The organism is Streptomyces sp. NPDC096105 (genome assembly GCF_044763335.1).
Taxonomy (GTDB): Bacteria; Actinomycetota; Actinomycetes; order Streptomycetales; family Streptomycetaceae; genus Streptomyces.
The window spans coordinates 458,740-473,382 of record NZ_JBIWGC010000002.1; the positions used below are offsets into that span (position 1 = coordinate 458,740).

A 14,643-nucleotide genomic window follows, 5' to 3' on the forward strand; every position below is an offset into this window, starting at 1 on the left:
GTCGTCAGCCGTTATCCGCGACCGCCCGGGCCGTCGCCCCGGCCCTGGAGGAAGCCCTCGGGGATGCTGAAGCCCGGGTCGGGCTCACCCCCGCCGTTGCCGTTGCCGTTGCCTCCGTTGATCAGGCCGCCGATGAAGCCGTCGTCGCCGTCGCCGTTGCCGCCGTCGCCGTTGCCGCCGTCGCCGTCGCTGCCGCCCCGGTCCTCGGGCTTCTCGTGGTCCGGGATGTGCACCGGGCTGAACTGCGGGGCGTCCTTGCCCTCCAGCGCGCCGGTCATCGCGTCGCGCCAGATGGGGCCCGGGACGGCGCCGCCGAAGACCAGCGAGTGGTACCGGCCGCCGATGGTGATGTCCCGCATCTCCACCTCCTGGCTGGCGCTGCCCACCCACACGGCGCCCGACATGTTCGGCGTGTAGCCGACGAACCAGGCGTTGATGCGCTCGTCCGTCGTACCCGTCTTGCCGGCGTTGTCGCGGCCGTCGCCGAGGCCGGCCTGCTGACCGGTACCGGAGTCGACCACGCCCTTGAGGAGCTCGTTCACCGTGTCCGCGGTCTTCTCGCTCATCGCGCGCGAGCACGTGGACTTCGGGACCGGCAGGGACTTCGACCGGTCACCCGTCTTCTGGGTGATCGACTCGATGGCGACCGGCGTGCAGTACATGCCCCGGGAGGCGAAGGCCGCGTAGGCGCTCGCCATGGTGAGGGGCGAGAGGCCGGTGGAGCCGAGGGTCATGGAGGACGGCACCTCGGGGATCTTGTCCCCGTTGCCCTGGACCAGGCCGAGCTTGTCGGTCATGGTCACCACCGGGCACATCCCGATGTCCTCGATCATCTGCACGAAGTAGGTGTTGACCGACTTGGCCATCGCCTCCCTCAGCGCGTACGGACCGACCTCGGACTCGTTCTCGTTCTCCAGTTTGTAGTTGCCGTCGTTCACCCACGGCTTCTCGCAACCGCGCACGGTGTCCGGGTACGGCATCTCGTACGGGGAGGAGTACACCTGCGTCGGCGGCCGGCCCTCCTCCAGGGCGGCGGCGGCCACGAACGGCTTGAACGTCGAACCGGTCGGGAAGCCGAAGTTGGAGCCGCCCCACGCCGAGTCCACGGAGAAGTTGATCTCCGTCTCGTCCTTGCCGTAGCCGTACGGCTTCGACTGGCCCATCGCGACGATCTTGCCGGTGCCCGGCTCCACCAGCGTGGACGCGGCGGCGACCTTGTCCGACTGGTAGACGTGGTTCTTGAGGGCCTGCTGCACCGACTCCTGCGCCTGCGGGTCCAGCGTCGTGCGGATGGTCAGGCCGCCCTGGTTCCAGATCTTCGCCCGCTCCTCGCGGGTCTTGCCGAAGACCGGGTCGTTGAGGAAGACCTTCTCCACGTACTTGCAGAAGAAGCCCGCGCCCTTGGACGCGGTGATGCAGCCGTTCTTCGGCTTGCTGACCTTGAGGCCCAGCGGGGAACGCGCCGCCTCGGCGGCCTCCTCGGGGGAGATGTCGCCGACCTCGGCCATCCGCTGGAGGACGACGTTGCGCCGCTTCTTGGCCTCCGCCTCGTCGTTGACCGGGTCGTAGCGGCTCGGTGACTGGACGAGGCCGGCGAGGAGCGCGGCCTCCTGGAGATTGAGGTCCTTGGCCGGCTTGGAGAAGTAGCGCCGGGACGCGGCCTCGACGCCGTAGGCCTGCTGGCCGAAGAACGTGATGTTCAGGTAGTTCTCGAGGATCTTCTTCTTGCCCAGCTCCTCCTCGACCTGGATCGCGTACTTCAGCTCCGCGATCTTGCGGCCGATGGTCTGCTGGGTGGCCTGCGCGACCTTCGTCGGGTCGTCGCCCGCCTCCTCGACGAAGACGTTCTTCACGTACTGCTGGGTGAGCGTCGAGGCGCCCTCGGAGACCTCACCGCTGCGGGCGTTCTTGTTGAGCGCGCGCAGCACGCCCTTCAGGTCGATCGCCCCGTGCTGGTAGAAGCGCGAGTCCTCGATGGCGACGATCGCCTTCTGCATGTACGGGGAGATGTCCTTGAGGTCGACCACCGTGCGGTCGCGCGAGTAGACGGTGGCGATCAGATCGCCGTCGGCGTCGAGGATGGTGGTGCGCTGGCTCAGAGGCGGCGTCTTCAGGTTGGCCGGGAGCTCGTCGAAGCTCTCCACCGATCCTTTGGCCGCGAGGCCCAGCGCGCCCACGGCGGGCAGCGCGATGCCGGCCATGACGGCCCCCGCGAGGACACTGACACCGAGGAACTGGGCGGCCTGCTGCGTGGGAGACAGACCACCGCCCGAGCGCTTCTTTGGCATGGGAGCAGCCTACGTTCTCATTCGCCGGACAAGCGTATATGCCTTGGCCTAAGCTGCACCCAACTGTCACAGCAGTGCGGCCACGTATCAATACGTCCGGTGACTCCGAATCGTTCCGGATCTTCTCGACTTTCTTCGTACGAGTTCGGTCGAGGAGTGTGGAGGCCGTGTCCGGATCGCCTCGTGTGTCACGCGGTGCCCGTTGTGGCGCAACGGAACTGACCCGCAACGCCCCATGTGTCGCGCATGTCGCCCCCTCACTCCCCCGGGTGATCTGCCGTTTACCCATAGTCCGTTCGGACCATTCAAGATTGGGCCCGCTGGGGGTGTTGCGCTGTGCCCACCTTCCGTAACGTCCTCAACTGGCGGCGGTGAATATGCCGCTGCCGCCGTGGGGGAGCCTCGATTCGGGAGAGGACGGCGCCGGTATGGGCTGGGTTACCGACTGGAGTGCGCAGGCTGCCTGCCGCACTACCGATCCGGATGAACTGTTCGTTCAAGGAGCAGCGCAGAACAGGGCCAAGGCGGTGTGCACCGGCTGCCCGGTGCGTACGGAGTGCCTGGCCGACGCGCTGGACAACCGCGTCGAGTTCGGCGTGTGGGGAGGCATGACGGAGCGTGAGCGCCGCGCACTGCTGCGCCGGCGGCCGACCGTGACCTCCTGGCGCCGGCTGCTGGAGACGGCGCGGTCGGAGTACGAGCGCGGCACGGGCGTCGTGCCGCTCAGCGACGACCAGGTCTACGAGGACTACGCCGCGGTGAGCTGAGAGCTCTCGGTGAGGGCTCTCAGGGGGTCCTCGGCGTGCCCGGCCACGTGACCGGGCGACGCGGCCCACCGGGACGGTGGGCGGGGCCCGCGGAGGGCTCACCGTGCCTGACGGTCTGGGAGTTCACCGACGCGGGCCCGCGAAGTTCTGAAGCGGGTCCCGGGGTGGTTCCGGGAGGTCCCGGGATGGTTCCGGGGCGCCTTGTGGTGCGCTGAGCGCGACACCGTGCGCCGGAGTGCGCGCGTGCGCGGTGCGGTATGGGTGCCTGCGGCTGCACGCGGATCTGAGCTGTGCCGACGGGCGTACGCGGGCCTGCTGGCGCCTCGATCGCGGGTAGGCCGACCAGGCGGCGCACAGCACAGGGCGCCGGCAAGGAGGGGATGCCCGTCAGGGCGTGTCCGACAGCTCCGTCCGCCCCGCGGCCAGCCGCTCGCCGATGTCCCGCAGGCCCGCGAGGTCGTGGACGTCGCCGGGCAGTGCGGCCACCTCGGCCACCGCCACCTCGGGATGGAGCGCCGTGAAACGGTCACGCGTCCGCCGCTCGCGCGAGAGCAGGCGCATCCGCTCCGCGTGCAGCCTCAGCAGACCGGCCGTGAGACGGTCGACGGAGCGCTCGGCGTCCGCGTCGCCGGCCGTGTCGCCCTCCGCGTCCGCCGTGGTGGGGTCGTCGTCGGGAGCCGCGCCGGTGACGTCCTCGGTGGCGGGGGAGCCTCCGTCGGTGACGTTACGCGCGGGTGATTCTGAACTGCCGTACGTGTCGGGAGAGTTACGAAGTCCAGCTTTCCCGTCCCGCTGATCCACAATGCGGGACTCCTCAAGATTTTCCGCGGCGGCCAGCGCCCGCTCTGCCGACAGCCGGCCGGCCCCGCTGCCGTGCACCCGGTTCAGCACCAGACCGGCCAGCGGCATGTCCTCCGCGGCCAGCCGCTCCACGAAGTACGCGGCCTCCCGCAGCGCGTCCCGCTCCGGGGCGGCGACCACGAGGAACGCCGTCCCCGGCGCCTGGAGCAGCTTGTACGTGGCGTCCGCGCGCGTACGGAACCCGCCGAACATGGAGTCCATCGCCGCCACGAACGTCTGCACGTCCCGCAGCAGCTGACCGCCGAGCACCTTGCCGAGCACGCCGGTCATCATCGACATCCCGACGTTCAGGAACTTCATCCCCGCACGGCCGCCCACCTTCGCCGGGGCCAGCAGCACCCGGATCAGCTTGCCGTCGAGGAAGGAGCCGAGCCGCTTGGGCGCGTCCAGGAAGTCCAGCGCGGACCGCGACGGCGGGGTGTCGACCACGATCAGGTCCCACTCGTCCCGCGACCGCAGCTGCCCCAGCTTCTCCATCGCCATGTACTCCTGCGTGCCGGCGAAGCCCGCGGAGAGCGACTGGTAGAAGGGGTTGCCCAGGATCGCGGCGGCCCGCTCGGGGTCCGCGTGCGCCTCGACGATCTCGTCGAAGGTGCGCTTCATGTCGAGCATCATCGCGTGCAGTTCACCGCCCGCGGAGTCGTCGATGCCCTTGACCCGGCGGGGGGTGTTGTCGAGGGAGTCGATGCCCATGGACTGGGCGAGACGGCGTGCCGGGTCGATGGTGAGGACCACCACCTTGCGGCCCCGCTCGGCCGCCCGCAGCCCCAGCGCCGCGGCCGTGGTCGTCTTGCCGACGCCGCCCGAGCCGCAGCACACCACGATCCGGGTGTCCGGGTTCTCGATCAACGGGTCGACCGCGAGCGCGCGGGCGGGCGAGAGGTGCTCACGGCCCGGGTCGTGGTCCTGCGCCGGTTCCGGACGACGGCTCATGACATCCCCTGCTTCCGGTGCTTCCGACTCGTGACGGGGCCGATGCGGCGGTGACGGTGGTGGGGGCCGCCGGGCACGTGCTTCCGGCGAGGCGTCCGGCCGGTCATGACACGCCCTGTCCGCGCAGCTTCCGCGCCAGCGCGTACAGCCCGGCCAGGTCCATGCCCTCGGCGAGCAGCGGGAGTTCGTGCAGCGGCACGCCCAGCCCCGCCAGCACGGCGCGCTGCTCGGTCTCCAGCGCGTACCGCTCGGCGTACTCCTCCGCCTGCGTGAGCAGCGGCTCCACCAGCCGCTCCGCGTGCCCGCCGCGCCGCGCGCCGCCGAGCCCGGCGGAGGACAGCGACCGCGCGACGGCGGAACGGGGCACGCTCCCGACGAGGTCCAGATCGGCGGCGTCCAGCACCTGGGGCCGCACCATGTTCACGATGACCCGCCCCACCGGCAGTCGGGCCGCGCGCAGCTCCGCGATGCCGTCCGCGGTCTCCTGGACCGGCATCTCCTCCAGCAGCGTGACCAGGTGCACGGCCGTCTCCGGCGACTTCAGCACCCGCATGACGGCCTGCGCCTGATTGTGTATCGGGCCGATCTTGGCGAGCCCGGCCACCTCGTCGTTGACGTTGAGGAAGCGGGTGATGCGGCCGGTCGGCGGGGCGTCCATCACGACGTAGTCGTAGACGAACCGGCCGCCGCGGTCCTTGCGCCGCACCGCCTCGCACGCCTTGCCGGTGAGCAGCACGTCCCGGACGCCGGGGGCGATGGTGGTGGCGAAGTCGATCGCTCCGAGCTTGCGCAGGGCCCGCCCGGCGCCGCCGAGCTTGTAGAACATCTGGAGGTAGTCCAGAAGGGCCAGTTCGGCGTCGATGGCGAGGGCGTACACCTCCCCGCCCCCGGGAGCGACGGCGATCTTCCGCTCCTCGTACGGCAACGCCTGCGTCTCGAAGAGCTGCGCGATGCCCTGCCGGCCCTCGACCTCGACGAGAAGCGTCCGCTTCCCCTCCTCGGCCAGGGCCAGCGCCAGAGCGGCGGCCACCGTGGTCTTGCCGGTTCCGCCCTTGCCACTCACGACCTGGAGCCTGCTCACGCCTTCGAGCCTAAATGCTCACCGCGCGTGGCGGCGGCTCCGGGTGGTGTTCAGGCCTCGTGTGCCCTCCCGCTCCCGGCCCCGGCGGGCACGACGGCGACGCGGGCGGCGGACGGGACAGCGGTTAGAGTCGGCCGCATGACGAAGTGGGAATACGCGACTGTGCCGCTGCTGGTCCACGCGACGAAGCAGATTCTGGACACCTGGGGCGAGGACGGCTGGGAGCTCGTCCAGGTCGTGCCCGGGCCGAACAACCCCGAGCAGCTGGTGGCCTACCTGAAGCGCGAGAAGCAGGCATGAGCGGCGCCGTCGAGTCCCGGCTGGCCGAGCTGGGCCTGAGCCTGCCCGAGGTCGTCCCGCCGCTCGCCTCCTACCAGCCGGCGGTCGTCTCCGGCCGGTACGTGTTCACCTCCGGCCAGCTGCCGATGGTGGACGGCAAGCTGCCGGTGACCGGCAAGGTCGGCGCGGAGGTCACCCCCGAGGAGGCCAAGGACCTGGCCCGCACCTGCGCCCTGAACGCGCTCGCCGCGGTCAAGTCCGTCGCCGGCGACCTGGACCGCGTCGCGCGCGTCGTGAAGGTCGTCGGCTTCGTCGCCTCCGCCGCGGACTTCACCGGCCAGCCCGCCGTCGTCAACGGCGCCAGCGAACTCCTCGGCGAGGTCCTCGGCGACAAGGGCGTGCACGCCCGCAGCGCGGTCGGCGTCGCGGTGCTGCCGCTGGACGCCCCGGTCGAGGTCGAGATGCAGGTGGAGCTCACGGAGGCGTAACCCTCCGGGCGACCGCCCTCTGATGCCCCCCGGGGACCGCCCCCGCCGATCCCGTACGCCGCCCCGGCCGGGCCCCGCGCCCGCCGGGGCGACGCGCGTCCGGCCACCGACTGGGGGCGGTGGTGCCGGCCCGGCCGCTGACGACGGCCCTGGCCGCGGCGACTGCGACCACTGCGGCCGCTGCGGACCGTGGGCGACGGCACGGGCGGCCCGTGCCACCGGGCCGGCGGTCGCCCGGGCCGCCCGCACGTCCGTCCGCCGCCCGCTGCTCCGAACCGGTGACCGCGGTCCCCCGGCCCGTGCCGCCGTGTCGCCGTCCCGGTCGCCCCGAGGGGGCACTCGAACATCCGGGCGTCACGGGATAGCCTCCGGCCATGGCGAATGCGCAGGCTGGCGGGCAGTGGTACCCGCCGGAGTGGCCCGAGCGGATCAGAGCGCTGGCGAACGGTGACCTCACACCCGTCACGCCCAAGCGCGCGGCCACCGTCATGCTCCTCAAGGACACCGGCCGCGGACCCGCCGTGCACATGCTGCGCCGCCGTACGTCCATGGCGTTCGCGGGCGGCGCGTACGCCTACCCCGGCGGCGGCGTCGACCCGCGCGACGACGACCGGCACGTCCGCTGGGCCGGACCCTCGCTGGACTGGTGGGCCGACCGGCTCGGCGTGGACCGCGCGGGCGCCCAGGCGATCGTCTGCGCGGCCGTGCGGGAGACCTACGAGGAGGCCGGCGTGCTGCTGGCCGGATCCGCCCCGGACTCCGTGGTCGGCGACACCACCGGCGCGGACTGGGAGGCGGACCGCGCCGCCCTCGTCGCACGCGAGCTGTCCTTCGCGGAGTTCCTCGACCGGCGCGGCCTGGTGCTGCGCTCCGACCTGCTGGGCGCGTGGACGCGCTGGATCACCCCCGAGTTCGAGCCGCGCCGCTACGACACGTGGTTCTTCGTCGCCGCCCTCCCCGAGGGCCAGCGCACCCGCAACGCCTCCACGGAGGCCGACCGCACGGTGTGGATCACCCCGCGCGAGGCGGCCGGCGCATACGACCGGGGCGACCTGCTGATGATGCCCCCGACCATCGCGACCCTGCGCCAGCTCACCGCGTACGGCACGGCAGCGGAGGCGCTCGACACGGCTCCCGCGCGGGACCTCACGCCGGTGCTGGCCTCCGCGCGCCTGGTGGACGGCGAGATCGTCCTCTCCTGGCCCGGGCACGACGAGTTCACCCAGCACATCCCGACCGGGGGAGCACCCGCATGACGGACGCCCACGCACTTCCCGGCCAGCCGCGCGGCGGGGCCCTCTCCGGTCCCGCGACCGCGCGGGCCGTCAACGTGCTGGCGCCGAACCCCTCGGCGATGACCCTGGACGGCACGAACACCTGGATCCTGTCCGAGCCGGACTCCGGCCTCGCCGTCGTCGTCGACCCGGGACCGCTGGACGACGGGCACCTGCGGCACGTCATCGGCACCGCCGAGCAGGCCGGCAAGCGGGTCGCCCTCACCCTGCTGACGCACGGTCATCCCGACCACGCCGAGGGCGCCGCCCGGTTCGCCGAGCTGACCGGCACCAAGGTGCGCGCCCTGGACCCGGCGCTGCGGCTCGGCGACGAGGGGCTGGCCGCGGGGGACGTCGTCACCGTCGGCGGCCTGGAGCTGCGGGTCGTACCGGCCCCCGGCCACACCTCGGACTCCCTGTGCTTCCACCTGCCGGCGGACCGGGCGGTCCTCACCGGCGACACCGTGCTGGGACGCGGCACGACCGTCGTGGCCCACCCCGACGGCCGCCTCGGCGACTACCTGGACACCCTGCGCCGGCTCAGGTCCCTCACCGTCGACGACGGCGTGCACACGGTTCTGCCGGGACACGGGCCGGTGCTGGAGGACGCCCAGGGCGCCGTCGAGTACTACCTCGCGCACCGCGCCCACCGGCTCGCCCAGGTGGAGACGGCCGTCGAGGACGGCCACCGCACCCCGGCCGAGGTCGTCGCCCGCGTCTACGCCGACGTCGACCGCTCCCTGTGGCCGGCCGCGGAGCTGTCGGTGCGGGCGCAGCTGGAGTATCTGGAGGAGCACGGGATCCTCTGACGCACCCGCGCCCCCGCGGCCGGGGCCGTGGGGGCGCGAAGGGAGCCGGGGACGAAGCGTCAGCGGGAACGCTTGGCGAGGCGTTCCACGTCGAGCAGGATCACCGCGCGGGCCTCCAGGCGCAGCCAGCCGCGCTGGGCGAAGTCCGCCAGGGCCTTGTTGACCGTCTCGCGGGACGCGCCGACCAGCTGGGCCAGCTCCTCCTGCGTGAGGTCGTGCACCACGTGGATGCCCTCCTCCGACTGCACGCCGAAGCGGCGGGAGAGGTCCAGCAGGGCGCGCGCGACACGGCCGGGGACGTCGGAGAAGACCAGGTCGGACATGGCGTCGTTGGTCTTGCGCAGACGGCGGGCGACCGCGCGCAGCAGCGCCGTGGCCACCTCGGGGCGGGCGCTCAGCCAGGGCGTCAGGTCGCCGTGACCCAGGCCCAGCAGCTTCACCTCGGTGAGCGCCGTGGCGGTCGCGGTGCGCGGACCCGGGTCGAAGAGGGACAGCTCACCGATCAGCTCGCCCGGGCCGACCACGGCGAGCATGTTCTCGCGGCCGTCGGGGGAGGTGCGGTGCAGCTTCACCTTGCCCTCGGTGACCACGTACAGGCGGTCGCCCGGGTCGCCCTCGTGGAACAGTGAGTCACCCCTCGCCAGGGTCACCTCACTCATGGAGGCGCGAAGCTCCGCGGCCTGCTCGTCGTCGAGCGCCGCGAAAAGCGGGTTCCGCCGCAGAACGTCGTCCACGAGTTCTCTCCTCTTCGACCTGCTCAGGGGATCTTGATTCCCCCGCGTGTCAGTGGACCGTGGTTCCCATTTTGCCGGGCGGTCCAAACAGTGTGATCTGTCACAAGGATGCCGCACGGGGCGGCCGGGGTATGCGGCAGGGGTCCAATTGGACGCCGGTCCTCGGGGCCCGGGGCGGATGTCCGTGCCGGGCCGTAGGCTGGCCGGGTGTCCAAATCGCCGGTGAGAGCACAGGCCGAGGGGGCTGCGCGGGTGAGTGCAGATCGCGATTCCGCTGTGGGCGAACAAGGCTCCGATGGCGGTAGGGAAACGGCGGAAGCCGTGAGGAAGACCGCCGCCCGGAAGCCCGCGTCCGCGAAGAAACCCGCGTCGGCCGTGAAGAGGGCGAGCGCCACGAAGAAGCCCGCGTCGGCTTCCAGGAGGGCGACCGCCTCCGTAGCGGCCGCCCCGGCGAAGACGGTGGCCGCGCACCCGCGCGGCGAGTCCCGTACCGCGCTGGTGCGGCGGGCCCGCCGGATCAACCGCGAGCTCGCCGAGGTGTACCCGTACGCCCACCCCGAGCTGGACTTCGAGAACCCCTTCCAGCTCGTCGTCGCCACCGTGCTGTCGGCCCAGACCACCGACCTGCGCGTCAACCAGACGACCCCCGCGCTGTTCGCGAAGTACCCCGCCCCCGAGGACCTGGCCGCCGCCGACCCGGAGGAGGTGGAGGAGATCCTCCGCCCCACCGGCTTCTTCCGCGCCAAGACCAGGTCGGTCATCGGGCTGTCCAAGGCGCTGGTGGAGGAGTTCGGCGGGGAGGTGCCGGGCCGGCTGGAGGACCTGGTCAAGCTGCCCGGCGTGGGCCGCAAGACCGCGTTCGTCGTGCTCGGCAACGCCTTCGGCCGCCCGGGGATCACCGTCGACACCCACTTCCAGCGACTGGTGCGCCGCTGGCGCTGGACCGAGCAGACCGACCCCGACAAGATCGAGGCGGAGGTCGGCGCGCTGTTCCCCAAGAGCGACTGGACCGACCTGTCCCACCACGTCATCTGGCACGGCCGCCGCATCTGCCACGCCCGCAAGCCCGCCTGCGGCGCCTGCCCGATCGCCCCGCTCTGCCCGGCCTACGGCGAGGGCGAGACGGACCCGGACAAGGCGAAGAAGCTGCTGAAGTACGAGAAGGCCGGTCAGCCGGGCCAGCGTCTGAGGCCCCCGCAGGCGTATCTGGACGCGGGCGGCAGGGCGGCCCCGCCGCTGGGGGCCGGATGAGGGCAGGCCGGGCGCCCCGGTTCTCCGCGGAACGATCTCGGGACCACCGCGCGTTGGACCTGTGCGACGGGGCCGGACGACGGGGGTGGGCATGACGCGTACGAGCGGGACGCAGGGGGGTCCGGTGACCCTCAGCAGGGACGGACTGCCCCCGTGGCTGGACCCGGTGGTCCACGTCGTCGAGACGGTCGCGCCCCGGCAGCTCAGCCGCTTCCTGCCGCCCGGGGACGGCTCGGGACGGCAGTCCGCCGTGCTCGTCCTCTTCGGCGAGGGCGAGCGCGGCCCCGAGCTGCTGCTCATGGAGCGGGCCAGTTCGCTGCGCTCGCACGCCGGGCAGCCGTCCTTCCCCGGCGGCGCGCTCGACCCGGAGGACGGCGACCCGCACGGCGACGGCCCGTTGCGGGCGGCGCTGCGCGAGGCGGAGGAGGAGACCGGGCTCGATCCGTCCGGTGTGCAGCTCTTCGGCGTGCTGCCGAAGCTCTACATCCCCGTCAGCGGCTTCGTCGTCACGCCCGTGCTCGGCTGGTGGCGCGAGCCCAGCCCGGTCGGCGTCGTCGATCCGAACGAGACGGCGCGGGTGTTCACCACGCCCGTGGCCGATCTCACCCACCCGGACAACCGTGCGACCGCGATCCATCCCAGCGGCTTCCACGGCCCCGCGTTCCTGGTCGAATCGGCCCTCGTGTGGGGGTTCACCGCAGGGGTCATCGACCGGCTGCTGCACTTCGCGGGCTGGGAGCGCCCCTGGGATCGGGACAAGCGGGTCCCGCTGGACTGGAGGGCGTGACAGGGTGGGCGCCGTGCTGCGTAGGACGAGGCGAGGCTTGAATCGGTGAACGTGCTGGACATCGTGCTGCTGGTGGCCGCCGTGTGGTTCGCCGTGGTCGGCTACCGCCAGGGCTTCGTCGTCGGCGTCCTGTCGGTGATCGGATTCCTCGGGGGCGGTCTGATCGCCGTCTACGTGCTGCCCGTCATCTGGGACGCGCTCACGGACGGCTCCGAGGTGAGCACCACCGCCGCCGTCGTGGCGGTCGTGGTCGTCATAGTCTGCGCCTCCGTCGGCCAGGCCCTCACCACGCACCTCGGCAACAAGCTGCGCCGCCACATCACCTGGTCCCCGGCCCGGGCGCTGGACGCCACCGGCGGGGCCCTCGTCAACGTGGTCGCGATGCTCCTGGTCGCCTGGCTGATCGGATCCGCCCTCGCCGGGACGACCCTGCCGACGCTCGGCAAGGAGGTGCGTGGCTCCAAGGTGCTGCTCGGCGTCTCCCGGGCGCTGCCGGACCAGGCCGACATCTGGTTCGCCGACTTCTCCTCCGTCCTCGCGCAGAACGGCTTCCCGCAGGTTTTCAGCCCGTTCGCCAACGAGCCCATCACCGACGTGCGGCCGCCGGACCCGGCGCTGGCGGGCAGCCCCGTCGCCGTCCGCGCGCAGCGCTCCATCGTCAAGGTGACGGGCACCGCGACGAGCTGCGGCAAGGTTCTGGAGGGCACCGGCTTCGTCTTCGACGACCGGCGCATCATGACCAACGCCCATGTGGTGGGCGGTGTCGACGAGCCGGTCGTGCAGATAGGCGGCGAGGGCAGGAAGTACGACGCCACGGTCGTCCTCTACGACTGGAAGCGCGACATCGCCGTCCTCGACGTGCCCGATCTGGACGCGCCCGCGCTGCGGTTCGCCACCGAGGACGCGAGCAGCGGGGACAGCGCCATCGTCGCCGGCTTCCCGGAGAACGGCGCGTACGACGTCCGCGCGGCGCGGCTGCGGGGGCGCATCACGGCCAACGGCCCCGACATCTACCACCGCGGAACGGTCCGCCGTGATGTGTACTCCCTGTTCGCGACGGTCCGTCAGGGCAACTCCGGCGGCCCGCTCCTCACCCCCGAGGGCGAGGTCTACGGCGTCATCTTCGCGAAGTCGCTGGACGACGCCGAGACGGGATACGCGCTGACCGTGGACGAGATCCGCGAGGACATCGCCCAGGGCCGTACCGCCGCCCAGGAGGTGGACAGCGACAAGTGCGCGCTCTGAGCGGGAACCGGGGAGGCGGCTGCCGGGACGTCAGGAACGGCCGGGAGAGCCGTCAGCCGCGCGGGTGACGGAGCCGGACGGAGACCCAGCGCGCACGACGGCGGAGAATGCGCGGGATGCCGACCCTGAGATCCGTAGCTGCCATCTGTGGTGCACCGCCTCGCTGGTGGGAGCCCACACCGCTCGCCGAGCGGCGATTGCGGCTTGCGTCACTGTAGTCGTGCGTCCAGCCCATACCCGGACGTGTGCCCCCGCCCCAAGGTCGATAACCACCTGAGGGGCCGCCAATTGGCCTATGCGCCAGGCAAGTGGCGTTCGTAGGACAAGCGTTCAGCCGCCGTGGGTGTGAGCGGTACGGAACGCATCCGTCCGGTCACCGGTCCGGCTCGGGATCCTTCAGCCAGTTGACCAGCTCGGCCGAGAAGGTCACCGGGTCCTCCTCGTGCGGGAAGTGCCCCAAGCCGTCGAACAGCCGCCAGCGGTACGGCGCTTCGACGTACTGCCCCGAGCCCGCGGCGCTGCGGGTGCGCACCACCGGGTCCAGCGAGCCGTGCAGATGCAGCGTCGGCACCTGCACCGGGCGCTTCATCCTGCGGTTGAACTGGATGCCGTCCGGGCGGGCCAGCGACCGCACCATCCACCGGTACGGCTCGATCGAGCAGTGCGCCGTGGACGGGATGCACATGGCCCGCCGGTAGATCTCCAGAGCCGTGTCGTCGGGCGGCTGCGGCCCGGACCACTCCTCGATGAGCCGGGCCACCAGCGCCCCGTCGTCCGCGGTGAGCTGCCGTTCCGGGATCCAGGGCCGCTGGAACCCCCAGATGTGCGACTGGGCGGCCGTCTGCCGGGCGTCGGCGAGCATCGAGGAGCGCCAGCGCCGCGGGTGGGGCATCGAGGACACCACGAGCCGCCGTACGAGCTTGGGGCGCATCGCCGCGGCCGTCCAGGCCAGGTAGCCGCCCAGGTCGTGGCCGACCAGAGCGGCGTCCGGCTCGCCCAGGGAGCGGATGACGCCGGTGACGTCCAGCGCGAGGTTGGCCGGGTCGTAGCCGCGCGGGGTGCGGTCGCTGCCGCCGACGCCCCGCAGGTCCATGGCGACGGCCCGGAACCCGGCGCCGGCGAGCGCCGTCAGCTGGTGCCGCCAGGTCCACCAGAACTGCGGGAAGCCGTGCAGCAGCAGTACCAGCGGGCCGTCGCCCAGTTCCGCGATGTGGAAGCGGGCGCCGTTGGCGGCGACGTCCCGGTGGACGAGTCCGGGGGCGTCCGGGAGGTCCAGGCGTACGACCGAGGCTGGTTGCGCCGAAGGGGTGGCGGGGTCCGTCATGAGGACGAGCGTGCCACAGCCTCGATGGCCTCGGGGCCGCGGTTCTCGGGAAGGGCGGGACGTGGATGCGGCTTGGCCTTCTGCAGGACGCCGGCCGTTTCCTTCATCGAGGCGGCGACCTTCTGCGGGCCGCGTCCCTTCTTGGCCTTCTTGGCGAAGGTGACGCCGATCAGCGCGAGGACGCCGGCGACGAGGCAGTTGGCCGCGAAGGACAGCAGGAAGCACCAGCCGAGGTTCCAGCCGCTCCAGGCGTGGATGCCGTACGCGAGGGCGAAGTTCAGCATCGGCAGGGAGAACAGGAGCAGCACGCCCGCCGCCATGAACGCGCCGCCGCTGGTCGCGCCCCGCTTCACGTCCTGCCGGAGCTGCGCCTTCGCCAGCGCGATCTCGTCGTGCACCAGCGCCGACATCTCCGCCGTCGCCGTGGCGAACAGCTGGCCGATGCTGCGTTCGGCGCCGACCGGGCTGCCGTCGGGTGCGCTCATCGCGGTCTCCCTCTTCTCCGTACGCCTCGCGTACGTC

Annotated in this window: 15 protein-coding genes; 8 read left to right on the forward strand and 7 right to left on the reverse strand. The window is 72.1% G+C overall.

Going from position 1 to position 14,643, the window contains the following annotated elements:
* Positions 1-11 precede the first annotated feature (11 nt).
* Positions 12-2,288, reverse strand: a complete 2,277-nt coding sequence (locus ACIQ8B_RS04930) for a transglycosylase domain-containing protein (protein WP_403545311.1) — start codon at positions 2,286-2,288, stop codon at positions 12-14.
* A 428-nt stretch (positions 2,289-2,716) separates the two neighbouring features.
* On the opposite strand from ACIQ8B_RS04930, the gene wblA reads away from it, so the two are divergent.
* Positions 2,717-3,055 (forward strand): transcriptional regulator WblA, encoded by a 339-nt coding sequence (gene wblA, locus ACIQ8B_RS04935; protein WP_198602505.1) that lies wholly within the window; start codon positions 2,717-2,719, stop codon positions 3,053-3,055.
* Positions 3,056-3,442: 387 nt separating this feature from the next.
* Here the strand turns inward: wblA and ACIQ8B_RS04940 are convergent, their stop codons facing one another.
* Both ACIQ8B_RS04940 and ACIQ8B_RS04945 read right to left on the reverse strand, forming a co-directional pair.
* Positions 3,443-4,849: an ArsA family ATPase gene (locus ACIQ8B_RS04940; RefSeq protein ID WP_403545314.1), complete on the reverse strand. Its 1,407-nt coding sequence runs from the start codon at positions 4,847-4,849 to the stop codon at positions 3,443-3,445.
* Between the two features lie 103 nt (positions 4,850-4,952).
* Entirely contained in the window at positions 4,953-5,930 is a 978-nt protein-coding gene (locus ACIQ8B_RS04945) for an ArsA-related P-loop ATPase (RefSeq protein ID WP_290005312.1), read from the reverse strand.
* Positions 5,931-6,068: 138 nt separating this feature from the next.
* Here ACIQ8B_RS04945 and ACIQ8B_RS04950 point away from each other — a divergent pair, with 138 nt between their 5' ends.
* The 4 genes from ACIQ8B_RS04950 (at position 6,069) to ACIQ8B_RS04965 (ending at position 8,780) form a co-directional block, all read left to right on the forward strand.
* Positions 6,069-6,230, forward strand: coding sequence for a DUF4177 domain-containing protein (locus ACIQ8B_RS04950; protein ID WP_003975360.1), 162 nt, complete (start codon positions 6,069-6,071; stop codon positions 6,228-6,230).
* Positions 6,227-6,697, forward strand: coding sequence for a RidA family protein (locus ACIQ8B_RS04955; protein WP_106413184.1), 471 nt, complete (start codon positions 6,227-6,229; stop codon positions 6,695-6,697). Before ACIQ8B_RS04950 ends, ACIQ8B_RS04955 begins: the two co-directional genes overlap by 4 nt.
* A 374-nt stretch (positions 6,698-7,071) precedes the next feature.
* A complete protein-coding gene (locus ACIQ8B_RS04960; RefSeq protein WP_403545317.1) occupies positions 7,072-7,953 on the forward strand; it encodes an NUDIX hydrolase in 882 nt (293 codons plus the stop codon).
* A complete protein-coding gene (locus ACIQ8B_RS04965) occupies positions 7,950-8,780 on the forward strand; it encodes an MBL fold metallo-hydrolase (protein ID WP_106413182.1) in 831 nt (276 codons plus the stop codon). The genes ACIQ8B_RS04960 and ACIQ8B_RS04965 overlap by 4 nt, the downstream gene beginning before the upstream one ends.
* Positions 8,781-8,839: 59 nt before the next feature.
* On the opposite strand, the gene ACIQ8B_RS04970 is transcribed toward ACIQ8B_RS04965, so the two are convergent.
* Entirely contained in the window at positions 8,840-9,514 is a 675-nt protein-coding gene (locus ACIQ8B_RS04970) for a Crp/Fnr family transcriptional regulator (RefSeq protein WP_006132548.1), read from the reverse strand.
* A gap of 321 nt (positions 9,515-9,835) precedes the next feature.
* On the opposite strand from ACIQ8B_RS04970, the gene nth reads away from it, so the two are divergent.
* The 3 genes from nth to ACIQ8B_RS04985 all read left to right on the forward strand — a co-directional run bounded on the left by nth (position 9,836) and on the right by ACIQ8B_RS04985 (position 12,797).
* Positions 9,836-10,765, forward strand: a complete 930-nt coding sequence (gene nth / locus ACIQ8B_RS04975; RefSeq protein ID WP_403545320.1) for an endonuclease III — start codon at positions 9,836-9,838, stop codon at positions 10,763-10,765.
* Positions 10,766-10,856: 91 nt separating this feature from the next.
* On the forward strand, positions 10,857-11,552 hold the full coding sequence (locus tag ACIQ8B_RS04980; RefSeq protein WP_290005321.1) for a CoA pyrophosphatase: 696 nt from the start codon (positions 10,857-10,859) through the stop codon (positions 11,550-11,552).
* A 45-nt stretch (positions 11,553-11,597) separates the two neighbouring features.
* Complete coding sequence (locus tag ACIQ8B_RS04985) at positions 11,598-12,797, forward strand: MarP family serine protease (protein WP_290005322.1); 1,200 nt, start codon at positions 11,598-11,600, stop codon at positions 12,795-12,797.
* Positions 12,798-12,849: 52 nt separating this feature from the next.
* On the opposite strand, the gene ACIQ8B_RS04990 is transcribed toward ACIQ8B_RS04985, so the two are convergent.
* The 3 genes from ACIQ8B_RS04990 to ACIQ8B_RS05000 all read right to left on the reverse strand — a co-directional run bounded on the left by ACIQ8B_RS04990 (position 12,850) and on the right by ACIQ8B_RS05000 (position 14,606).
* Positions 12,850-13,032: a hypothetical protein gene (locus ACIQ8B_RS04990; RefSeq protein ID WP_078492825.1), complete on the reverse strand. Its 183-nt coding sequence runs from the start codon at positions 13,030-13,032 to the stop codon at positions 12,850-12,852.
* Between the two features lie 138 nt (positions 13,033-13,170).
* A complete protein-coding gene (locus tag ACIQ8B_RS04995) occupies positions 13,171-14,121 on the reverse strand; it encodes an alpha/beta fold hydrolase (protein WP_290005328.1) in 951 nt (316 codons plus the stop codon).
* Positions 14,118-14,606 carry a phage holin family protein gene (locus ACIQ8B_RS05000; RefSeq protein ID WP_106413179.1) on the reverse strand — a complete coding sequence of 163 codons (489 nt, stop codon included), beginning with the start codon at positions 14,604-14,606 and terminating at the stop codon, positions 14,118-14,120. The genes ACIQ8B_RS04995 and ACIQ8B_RS05000 overlap by 4 nt, the downstream gene beginning before the upstream one ends.
* Between the last annotated feature and the right edge of the window lie 37 nt (positions 14,607-14,643).

Excerpts from the sequence above, each read along its gene's own strand:
- ACIQ8B_RS04930 (WP_403545311.1), bottom strand. The coding sequence starts at position 2,288 with ATGCCAAAGAAGCGCTCGGGCGGTGGTCTGTCTCCCACGCAGCAGGCC.
- wblA (WP_198602505.1), top strand. The coding sequence starts at position 2,717 with ATGGGCTGGGTTACCGACTGGAGTGCGCAGGCTGCCTGCCGCACTACC.
- ACIQ8B_RS04940 (WP_403545314.1), bottom strand. The coding sequence starts at position 4,849 with ATGAGCCGTCGTCCGGAACCGGCGCAGGACCACGACCCGGGCCGTGAG.
- ACIQ8B_RS04950 (WP_003975360.1), top strand. The coding sequence starts at position 6,069 with ATGACGAAGTGGGAATACGCGACTGTGCCGCTGCTGGTCCACGCGACG.
- ACIQ8B_RS04955 (WP_106413184.1), top strand. The coding sequence starts at position 6,227 with ATGAGCGGCGCCGTCGAGTCCCGGCTGGCCGAGCTGGGCCTGAGCCTG.
- ACIQ8B_RS04960 (WP_403545317.1), top strand. The coding sequence starts at position 7,072 with ATGGCGAATGCGCAGGCTGGCGGGCAGTGGTACCCGCCGGAGTGGCCC.
- ACIQ8B_RS04965 (WP_106413182.1), top strand. The coding sequence starts at position 7,950 with ATGACGGACGCCCACGCACTTCCCGGCCAGCCGCGCGGCGGGGCCCTC.
- ACIQ8B_RS04980 (WP_290005321.1), top strand. The coding sequence starts at position 10,857 with ATGACGCGTACGAGCGGGACGCAGGGGGGTCCGGTGACCCTCAGCAGG.
- ACIQ8B_RS04990 (WP_078492825.1), bottom strand. The coding sequence starts at position 13,032 with ATGGGCTGGACGCACGACTACAGTGACGCAAGCCGCAATCGCCGCTCG.
- ACIQ8B_RS04995 (WP_290005328.1), bottom strand. The coding sequence starts at position 14,121 with ATGACGGACCCCGCCACCCCTTCGGCGCAACCAGCCTCGGTCGTACGC.
- ACIQ8B_RS05000 (WP_106413179.1), bottom strand. The coding sequence starts at position 14,606 with ATGAGCGCACCCGACGGCAGCCCGGTCGGCGCCGAACGCAGCATCGGC.